We start from the raw sequence: 10,850 nt of genomic DNA on the forward strand, positions 1-10,850 counted from the left end.
CAGCGGATCGAGAGACAGCGTGCTGCGGCGGAAGGCCGAGGCGTGGACGACGTCGAGCTGCGGATCGCCGGGCACGACCTCGACGATGTCCCGCACGTCCCCGCCGAGCCGGATCGTCGGCGGGTCGAGCTTGTGACCACTGCCACCGTCGTCCACTCGGGCGTGGAGGACATAGCTGACGGGTTGCATCGGATCGTCAGCGAACAACAAGATCCGTCCGCTGCTTGTCGGATCTGCGATTGCCCGGATGTTGAACGTGTCGCCGGCACTTTCAGGTCCGCCGTTGATGGCGGTGACCAGCTCGTTTCGGATGGCCGCCACGGGCCCGTTGGGCTCGGACAAGCCATACAGGCTGACGGAGATGTCGACTGGCGTGGTGGGTGCAATCGGGTCTTCAAAGCGGAGGTAGAAGGTGTCCAGCGTCGATGACGGATTGGGTTGTTGGTCGCGCTCGATCTGGCCGCTGATTTCGATCACGTTCAGGTTCCAGCGATCGACAAACGTCTGCGAGACGTCGGCCCGGTTGTCGGTCGACGTGAGGTCGTTGCCGTCGCTCGGAGCGTTGCGGAAGTAGAGCAGCAACGCGGTGTCGAAGGCACCGAAGGCCGCGTTTGGATCATGGAAGACGGGGTCGATGTGCCAGTCGGCCGGAGCATCGGGCAGGAGCGGACCGGTGGCGCGGACGCTGCCATCGAACCAGTAGACCGTGCCGGTCCGCAGGCCGTCGGCGTTGACCTGTTCGACGGTTCGGCCTCGGTCGTCGTAGACCGTCCGCGTGCTCGAGATCAGTGTGCCGAGAACGACGTTGCCGATGTCGGTCTTGAACAGATCGTCGACGGTCGGGTGATCGCGATCGGAGATCAGATCGATGCGGCTATCGGCGTACCGCTCGGTGCCGACGGATCGGCCAAGGTCGTCGTAGAGGGTCTTGGTGACGACATAGGTGGCTGTGTTGTCGGCCGCGATGGTGGTGAGCGTCGCGGGCGAGGTGAGCCCGAGATTGAAGCTGGTGTCGCTGTCGAACGGCTCGCTGCGGAAGGCGACGCGCCCGTCGGCGTCGAAAACGGTTCTCGTTTCCACGCCGCCCCCACCGCCCGGGCCGAAGGTGGCGACGGCTCGGCCTGCAGCGTCATGGACGGTGACGGTGGCCGGGCTGTCGGCGAGGTTGCCGTTGAATTCGTCGACGGTGGCGATGGCCAGACCCGAGGGTCCGAAGAAGGTGTGCGAGACATTGCCGTCGGCGTCGAAGGTCCTGATCGCGCGACCTGCCTCGTCGAACTCGGTCCGCGAGTCGGGATCGGCCTGCGTGGTCCCGCCACCGGTCCACGTGCGCCACGACCGTTCGACCTGCCCGTCGGCCGTGTATTCGTAGTGCGTCGTGACGCCGGCCGCGTCGGTGGAGGTCTTCAGCCGACCATGATTCGGATCGGGGTCATTATCAGTCGGATCCTGATCGAAGTAGTAGGTGTTCTGCGAAAGCGTTTGGAGCTCGTTTCCTTGCTCGTCGACAGTCCAGGTTCTGACAAGCAGGCCGACCGGAAGACCTTCGGGATTGCCTTCGGGCGTGTACTCATTCCAGGTGACGTTGCCGAGGTGGTCGCGTGTCCAGAGGAGGTTGCCGGCGTCGTCGTACTCGTTGACGGTGACACGGCCGAAGGCGTCGACCGAGCGACGGACGCCGCCCGTCTCGTGGTAGGCGGTGTTGATGGTGTCGCCGGGGGCGAAGTGCGTCGTCCGGAACGACATGCCGTCCGCGGCGAGGACGCGTTGCATCGACGGCCGCCAAAGGTCGGGGTCGAGGATGGCGGGCTTCTCGTCGGTGTAGTTGTACGAGTTTGTGATGCGCAGGACACGCTCCGGCAGCTTCGTGTAACGCCGGCCGAAGCGGTCTGGGCCCGAGACGGTGAAGGACTCGTATTCGACGATCTCGTGCGGCTTGCCGACGCCCGACGTGCCGTGACCCTCCTCCGGGAGGAAGTTGGCGTCGGTGGAGTACTCGAACTTGCGGACGGTGACGTGGTAGCGGAGGACGTCGTCGGTCGACGAATCGCGTTCGGAGCGGATTTCGCGAATCACGCCGCCGAAGTCGTCGTAGACGTATTCGGTCTCACTGCCGGAGGCGGAGGTACTTCCGGTGCTGCCGAGGCTTCCGCCGTAGCCAGATTCGGATTGGCGAGTGGTGTTGCTCCGAGCGTCGGTGACGGAATCGAGGCTGCCATCGTCTTTGTAGTTGGCGGTGATGACGGGGATGTCCCGGCCGTCGGAGATCGTTAGGAGTCGGCCGTTGCTGTCATAGGTGATCGTCGAGGGACCGGCGGGCGCGTCGACCTGCGCGAGTCGGCCATTCTGATCGCGCAGGTAGTCGACCTGTCGAACGGTGTTGCCGTCAGCGTCGCTCAGTCTCGCGCCAGCAGTCCCGGCGATCAGCTCAAGCTTCTGGCCATCGGGTGCAGTGACACTGTTGTTGTCGAACTCAACGACGTTGCCCTCGGCGTCCCGCCGTTCGAGGATTTTGCCAGACGAAGCCTCGAGCTCGTACCGCGTGCCGTCGGCGGTGGTGAGGTAGAAGCGGTTGCCGGCGAGGGTAGTCGTCGGGTCGTAGCCGTTGCCGCCCTGCAAATAGAGGCCCTCGGATCGGAGCAGGAAGTAGCCGTTGGTGAAGCGATCAGAATTGTCGGTGTCCGTGTCGTGATACGCCTCGTCGTCCGGCGTGAGCAGGTCCTCGTTGGTAGTGACGGTGTTCTCGATCGGCAGTTCGAGGGTCGCGTCGCTGCCGTCGATGGCAATGAACTGCGGCCGGAAGTTGTGGTAGACGCCGGGATTGGTCGCCTGGTAACCAGCAGGAATGGCGCGGAACTCGAAGTGCCTCGGCCCGACGCCAGGGACGTCGATCATGACGCGGCTGAATTCGCGGAGCTCGGTGCCCATGTCACCGGCGCTTCCGTGACGAACGCCGTCCGTGATGATCTGTGCCTCGGCAAAGCCGACGTTCCATCCACCGCCGAAGTCGAGGTCGACGTGGGCATCGAGCGAGTCGTAGGTCCGGATCACCTCGACAGGCGGTCCGCCCGGGATGTCGAGTGTGAGGTCAACGAACGAGAGATTGAGCCCGCCGGTTTTGACGAGCGAGCGGATCTCGATCGGCCTGCTGTCGGTGACGATGGTGTGGCCGTCGTCAACTTCGAGGACGACGTTGTAGAAGCCGTTGGCCAGCGAGGCTGGATCCAGCGAAGTCATGCGTTCGCCGGTGTTTGGCAGCTGACCAAATCGGCCATTGCCTTCGAGGAGCGAGTTCCCGCCGATCTGGCCGAAGGGCTCAAGGAAGAGGTTGTACTGCAGGTTGTCGTTGAGATTGACGTCCTGGACGATGGCATCAATGTCGACCTCGGACTCGATGAGCGTCGGCTCATGTCCGCCGGGAAGCGAAAGGATGCGGGCGATCGGGTCGACCTGATCGAAGACACTGACGACCGCCCAGGCGTGCCCCAGATCTGGGTTGGTGTCGTCTTTAATCTGAATTCTGGCGTAGCCGTTCGCTATGCTGGTGAACTCCCGAGTCAGTGGATCGGGATTTGGGCCACCGGGTACTGAGAGCGTTGCAAAACTCGTGTTGAGGATCGACCAGTCGAGCGTGACGCCCGGATTGGCTATTGGCTCTCCGAACTGATCCAGCACCTGAGCGGTGATCAGTAACGGATCACTCTGCGTCGTCGAACCGACGCCGACGTCGAGATTCAGGCTGGTCGCAACTGGTGCGATGTTGAACGTCTCCGTCCACGGGACCGACTCCGACCCATCGCTGACACTAAGTGCGATGCCATAGTCGCCCGCACCCTGAACGTTTTCGAGGACGATCGTCCTTGCGGCGGAGGTTCCGTTCCAGGAAGGCGTCGGTAGTGCGGACTGACCGTCTGGCGTGACGGTCCAGTCGTAGGTCAATCCGTTCCCGATGTCGGGATCGGACGCGTCGGCCGTGAGTGTCAGTCTGTCGTTCGCGTAGTGGGCGAGAACGTCGTGGATGACTGGAGGCTGGTTGTCGTTGGTGTTGACGGTGAACGCGAGTGCCTCTGTGACGTTGTCTCGGGTGACAACGACTTTGTAGTCGCCCGGTGTGGTCCCGACGTCGAGTAGTGCACTGCGGCTGTGACCGGCCGGAGTGATTTCGGGTAGCCCGGGCTGCCCGGAGATCGAGAGCCCGCTCGAATTCAGCACGTCCCAAGTTGCATCTCCAGGCGCGAACAGATGGCCAAACTGATCGCTGAACACGCCAAGGAGCGGGACGCTGCTTGCCTTGGCAATTCCGGGGTCGCTGAACTCCTCGGGCGAGACGCCGAGTGGTGGGCGAATCTCGATCAACGAAGCCGTCTGCGGCACGTCAACCACGACGTCGGAAAAGACGGTTTCCAGGTTCGGGTGCGACACGGCCACGCGGAACGTGTGCGGCCCGCCGGCGGTCGCCAGGGCGGTGGCGGTGCGGCCGAGACCGAGCTGATTGTCGACGAACAACGACTGGCCCAGCGCCGGCACGTCGACAACGGACCACTCGTACGTCAAGCCGTCCGTGCTGTCCGCGTCGGTCGGTTCTCCGATGGTGGCATCGACGTATAGGTCGATGTAGTGGAGTCCGCCTTCCTGGCGGACAACGCCGGTCGAAGCGTTGATGGCGATGAACTCTTCGCGACTCCTGAGAAAGACCACGTCGAAGGCGGCCTCGGCTACCTGGCCGTCCTCGTCCGTTACCGATATCCGGACGATCTCTCGCCGCTCCATCAGTCTGCTCTGCGTCGGACCGTCTCCGAATTCCAAGAACGGCCGGGCTTTCCAGCTCAACGTGGAGTCTGTGGCACTGTCAAAGAACGGACCGAACCCGCTCGGATCGGGGCCGCCGCCGATGACTGCGAAGGTGAGGCCCTCGTCGTCTCCGTCGGGATCGGTCGCCGCGATATCGAATGTCACCGTGACGGCCTCGTTCGTCGCGCTCTGTGAGCCGACGAAGAAGTGCGGCGTCGCGTGCGGATTGATCCGCGGGGCCAGGTTCGCTGCCACCGCAGTCGCGAGGTTCGACCAGCTTGAGAATCCGTGCTCCAGCACCGATCGAATCCGGTAGACGTACGGCGTGTTCCACTCGACGTCGGCGTCCGTGAACGACCGGGCTCCATCAGGAAGCAGGGCGGCCACGCTGAACGTCGTGCCGCCGTCGATCGACCGCTCCAGGCGATAGCCCGAGACGTGGCCGGGCGAGACGGGTTCCCACGTCACATCGACGGTCTTGCCTTCACCTGCACGTGCTTCGAGGCGTGCGGGCGCACCGGGGACCCCTTTGAAGATGTCGACGCCAAGCTCGCGATAGCGGTCGCCGGTCGGAATGTTGTTGTCGTAGTAGTAGTCATCGCGGAACTGGAAGACGGCCGCGGAGTCCGTCGTCTCGTGATGGGTGTAGTAGACCTCGTACGTGTGTGGCGTGTCGGTGCTGGGCTCTCCCCAGAACGGGTACTTGTTGTCAAGAAAACCTCGCCAGCGCGTTCCTTCACCCGCGACTGCTTCGGGTAATCCTACCGCGATGCCGTAGTCGAGCGTCGCTCCGCTGTAGTCGCTTGTCTTGTGCCGCTCTCCCGGCGTCCATGGCCAGACGCCGTACTCCGAGTCGACGTCGAAGAGATCGCCGCCCCCGCCACTTCCCGCGCTTCCGCCGAGGCCGATGTTGCCGGTGGCTTGGAAGAGGTAGTTGGCTCCTGCTCCAAGCGGCGTGCTGGTCGCCTCGACGCCAAACTCATCGACAAGTACGGTCTGGTCGTACACGTAGGTGAGCCCGAACGCCGGCGTGGTGACGGCAGCGACATTGGAGTCGGCCGTTAGCTCGTCGTTGTCCGCACCGGCTTTGTACTTGTAGCTGACGACGCGATAGGCGTACCACGTGTCCGGTTCTGCCGTGAGGTCGGTGTACGACTCCGCGTCCGCGACGGCGTGGCCGATGGTCTCGAAGTTGAGCGCTAAGGGATCGATCGTCGTCGTATCCGCAGGCACTTCCGCCCGCTCGACAAGGAAGCCTTCTTCGCCGTAACTGGTATCGACCCAGTGCAACTCAACCCTCCGCGGCTCCAGCGCCGTCGCGGTCAGCCGTACACCAGCGAGGGAGTCAGGGCGATAGCGGGCGAAAAATGGATCGACGTCTTTGACTTCCGTGCCCGTTGGGATGCTCGGACGTCCCAGCGCCCCGGCTATCACCCAAGCGTCGTCTTCGATCAGGATGTCATGGATCACCGTCCGCAGAACGGGTCGGTCACCAAGACGATTGTCTTCAGCGGGGTTACTCGGAATTGGCAGGACAAACACGCCGTCGTCTTCGAAAGAAGCGTCGACATAGGTGCTCGCAGCGGATCCAGAGCCGCTAGCGACCCCGTCGGCAGTGAGCTTGAGGACGAATGCTTCCGCTGCATCTGCCCCGTAATACGTTGTCAGATGACCACCCACAAGCACTGATCCATCGGGAAGCTCCCTGATCACCGTGCCGACTGCAGCGTCAAAACTGCCAACAGGTAGGCCAGCATCACCAAAGACGCTCAGTAGGTCAAGACGCAAGAAACCGTTGGTAGCCCAACTTTGATCTAGCTCTCCGTCTGGCTGAAGCTTCATTAAGAGCAGATCTTGCCGGTCGGGAAATGAATCGCCAGATGGCGAGGAAACCGCTGGTGTGGTTATCTGTCCAAGGGCCAATATGCTGCCATCTTGGAGTCGAATCGAATCGGTGAGTGCCTCAAAAACATCAAAACCCTCGTATCCTAAGTAATCGGTCGCTGCGAGGGCAAAATAGGAGTTCATGCCCGAGCCGTTGGGCCCAAACGTCGTATCCAGGCGTCCATCCGATGTCAGCCGGGTCACGTTTGCATGAACACCAACTTTGAAAGGGTCTGAGGCATCAGAGCGTGGTAGAAACTCATTCTCGCGAAATGACGAAGCGATCACAATCAACCGCCCGTCTGGAAGCTCGTGTAAGCCCGCAACGGCGGTGCCATTTTGTGTGACGGTACCTCCACTGAGGGCACCTGCGTCCGTATCTCGTATGATTGTCGCCCCGGCTCCGCCACTCGACGCAAGAGCGTGCTGGTCGACTCCGAACGAGCTATCGCGTGAGCCGTCTTCGCGTATTCGGAGTACTGCGAGTGAATCCGTTTGTTGTTCTAAGTCCACCTGACCCTTCCAGTGCGGCGAGGATCGCGCTACGATCGTAACGCTGTTGTCCGCATGAACGACGGCGCGATCGGCCGCGAGCGAGCTGAAGTCAGACGCACGGTGGATGTTGTCGAGCGGGTACGTGAGGGCAAGTTGTTTGCTCAACCACTGGGATGATGACGTTGCATTGCCGTCGAAACTTGTATCGACGTGACCACTCTCGTCAAAACGAAGCGCTGTCGGAGAAGAGAAGTGTTGGCTTGGAGTCCCGAATAGTGTATTACTTTGGATCTCGAGTGCACTCGTAATGAGAAGTGGGCCCGAGCTAGTCCCGACAAAGGCCGGGCGTCTGTAGCCGCTTCGCGGGTTGAAATCATTGTATCCGATACCAACGAGATCGAAGATGCTTGCAGTAAGAACATCTGGCCCGCCGAACACACCCGGTGCGCTAACCGATTCACCCAAGAACGTGGAGAAGCCGCCGAGCAGTGGTTGGTGATCGCCACCAAGCGAGAGGTTATCACCGAAGGTGTCGTCTACCGACAAGTCCGGTAGAAGTCGTCCAATGAGATGGCGTCGGGCCTGATTGTAACGTGCGCTGGAAAGGTCGTAGTTTGCGAAGCCACTCGCATAGAGATAACTTCCATCTGGGAGAGGTGAAATGGCTTGCCCCTCTGCGAGTGTGGATGCGTCGTTGAGCGGGGTCCAACTGAATGCTTGATGCGGCTGCTCGGGAAGGATGACTGCCGCAGTAACCTGTTCGACGACCCCGCCATCACCGTCGTCGGCGACGACGGTCAGAGTCGCGTCGGCGAATTCGTCGTCAGGCGGCGGACCAAAGCCGATAGCGTCATTGTTCGGGACGACGAAGCGAATGTTCTCGCCCTCGTCCGTTATTGTGGCGATGTCGCCGTTGTGGTCCGTGTAGCTGAAGGTCCAAGTGTACGTCAGATCGTCACCACCCGCATCGAATGCGGAGGCGGAGAAGACGGCGAAGCGGTTGGCACGGAGATTCGTCTCGCCGCTTATGGTCAGGTTGGTCGGCGGGGCGTTGATGACGGTGATGTCGCGTGTCGCCAGGACCCTCCCACTGCCGGAGGGCGGGAAACGCAGGAGCGTGATCGTCTTCGTCCCGTCGCCGAGCTCATTCAGCGTGATCGACTGGCCGAGGGAAGTGGCGACGATCTCGTTCGTCTCGTCGTACACGTTCCAGACGAGTTCCGCGTCGGGGATGCCATCGAACTGGTCACCGGCGGTGTATGTCGCGCTGTCACCTTCCACCAGGAGACTTGGGCCGAGGATGTTGCGATCGTCACCGTCGCCGGCCGGGAGGATTTCGATGTTGTGGTAAGCGGTTGCGATCGGTTGGCCCAAGGCGTCGAAGGCCGCAACGGCGATCGTGTTTTGCGGTGTGATGGCGTCGAACGTGTGCTCCGCCGAGCCCGAGGTCATGTCGGCGAGGTCTTCGATGCTCGACGTGTTCCCGTCGCCCCAGAAGACATTCCAAAAGGCGACGTTGGACGCACTTCCTCCGTAATTGAAGGAGATGGAGTACGGCTCATTGAGTCTTGCGACGTCCGGACCGGTCGCGGTCACGCCACCCTGCACCGGGCCGACGACTGCCGGTGCTGACTCCAGCGGCGCGCCTTCGCTGTCGTCGTTGACGGCTGTGACCAGGAACGTCGAGCCGAGAGCAGCGGCGTAGTGGGAAGCCGGCACTGTGAAGCTGTTGCCGGCCCCGGCGAGCACCGTGTGCATGGCGATCTCACCGCCTGGGTCGACGTACTCGATGCGAACGTACGTGTGCGAGGTGCTTCCGGGCAGCCATGAGAGCGTCAGACTTCCGCCGGCATCGGAGATGCTAAGATCGGTAACGCTTTTGAGAACCGTCGGCACTTTTACTTCTTCAGTGGCGGTTCCGTTGCCGTTCGTGTCGCTGAACGGGCGCGTGAAGTAGCTGTAGCGGATGCCGTCGACAAGGCCGGTGTCGTAGTAGCTGACCTGGTCGTCGTTGAGCGTGTACCCGCCGGGCTGATCGCGATCGGACTTGCGGAGCGTCCGGACGAGAACGGGGTCCTGCCCCGGGCTGCCGCGATAGACGTGGAAGCCGTCGTAGTCGTCGGCCATCGTGCCGCCCTGGCCGTCGTCCACCAACGGCTGTAGCCAGGTCAGACCGACGCTGGACGTGGTCCCACCGGCGGGGCTGATGTCTCCCGCAACGGGCGGAGCAGCCAGGCTGGTCCCGAATCGGTCTCGCATGATGCCGAAGTCGGCCAAGTCGACGGCACCATCGCCGTTCGCATCACCTTCAGCGAAGGTGCTGCCCGCGTTGTCCATCCCGCTCCGAAGAACCCCGAAGTCCCCGATGTCGACTTTCCGATCCCCGTTGAAGTCCGCGTTGTAGAAGAAGAACTCGGTCGGATCGTTCAGACGAATCCGCCCGCCGAGCAGCGTCCCGCCGGCGTCTTCGATTCGGTTGCCGAACAGCGTGATCTCATAGTTCCCGTCCGCGGGCAGCTCTGTCGTTTCCGCAGCTCGGTGGTTGGACGACTCGAGCTCGACGCGCCACGGGCCTGTCTGTTGACCAGCCGGCTGCGTGACGTCGAGACCCTCGCTCGCGAACTGGGTTGCCCAGCCTGCGGTGAGGTTTTCGAGCATGACGTCCCCGTCATCGATGCTCGCAAAGACGTCAGCGTCGAAGTCGACGAAGAAGTCCGGCGTGGCATAGGCCAGATCCAGTCCGGATCCCGTGTCGGCAACAAGCAGCTTGCGCGGCTCGAGCGCTTCTGCGACAGCCTGCCGCAGTGACCGCTCGGCCTTGCGCTGACGGCCGCTGGTCGAGTACGTCTCATGTTCCGCGTCGCGGGTGTGTCTCTGCATCGTCCTGTCTCGAAGAGGTGATCGCGCTCTTGGTCGAGCGCGGAAGTACCACCTGCTGCAGTAATGGAGCAGCAGCAGGAATGCAAACGAGACGGATCAAATGTTGATAACAAAAATGAGTCTTATGAAACACTAATACAAAAACGACCTCTTCGGGCCTTATGTTGTTTAAACATGTAATCGGTCTTGTAGCCCAGATTAAGGGGCCGACCACGCACACCCGGCATACTTGAGCCTGCCAGCGGAGCGCGCAGTGGACCCCACCGGGATCGAACCGGTAACCTCTGCCTTGCAAAAGCAGCGCTCTCCCAATTGAGCTAGGGGCCCGAACGGGCGGAGCGACACCGTAGGCCCACCGGCGGGGGCGTGGCCGAGTGACGCGGGGTCGGGCGGGAAGTTTGTTGGCGGGACGTTGCCCGGGGGCGTGGCCTCTTTAGGATGCCGGCCAGCACACACGACACCCAGCCCCCCATGCCCAACAACGCGATCATCGGCCAGTCCGGCGGACCCACCAGCGTCATCAACCAGTCGCTCGTCGGCGTCATCCAGGCCGCCAAGCAGCACGGCCACATCGACACGCTCTACGGCGCACGCCACGGCGTCCGCGGCATCCTCGAAGGCAATCTCGTCGATCTGAGCGACGTTCCGGACGAGCTCGCCGAGCGGATCGCCGCCACGCCGAGCAGTGCGCTGGGCTCGACGCGGGACAAGCCCGACGAGGAGTACTGCCGGAATCTCTTTGGCAAGCTCAAGGAGAAGGACATCAAGTACTTCTTCTACATCGGCGGGAATGACTCGGC

At 62.3% G+C, this 10,850-nt stretch carries 2 protein-coding genes and 1 tRNA gene; 1 reads left to right on the forward strand and 2 read right to left on the reverse strand.

Annotation, left to right across the window (positions count from 1 at the left end; genetic code table 11):
• The coding region (locus tag AAGI46_12255) for a hypothetical protein (GenBank protein MEM1012979.1) at positions 1 to 10,050 on the reverse strand (10,050 nt) is incomplete at its 3' end.
• A 254-nt stretch (positions 10,051 to 10,304) separates the two neighbouring features.
• A tRNA-Ala gene (locus tag AAGI46_12260) sits at positions 10,305 to 10,377 on the reverse strand.
• A 144-nt stretch (positions 10,378 to 10,521) separates the two neighbouring features.
• Between AAGI46_12260 and AAGI46_12265 the strand changes: the two genes are divergently transcribed.
• A partial coding sequence (locus AAGI46_12265; GenBank protein ID MEM1012980.1) for a 6-phosphofructokinase occupies positions 10,522 to 10,850 on the forward strand: 329 nt, incomplete at its 3' end.

Source organism: Planctomycetota bacterium (assembly GCA_038746835.1).
Taxonomy (GTDB): domain Bacteria; phylum Planctomycetota; class Phycisphaerae; order Tepidisphaerales; family Tepidisphaeraceae; genus JBCDKH01.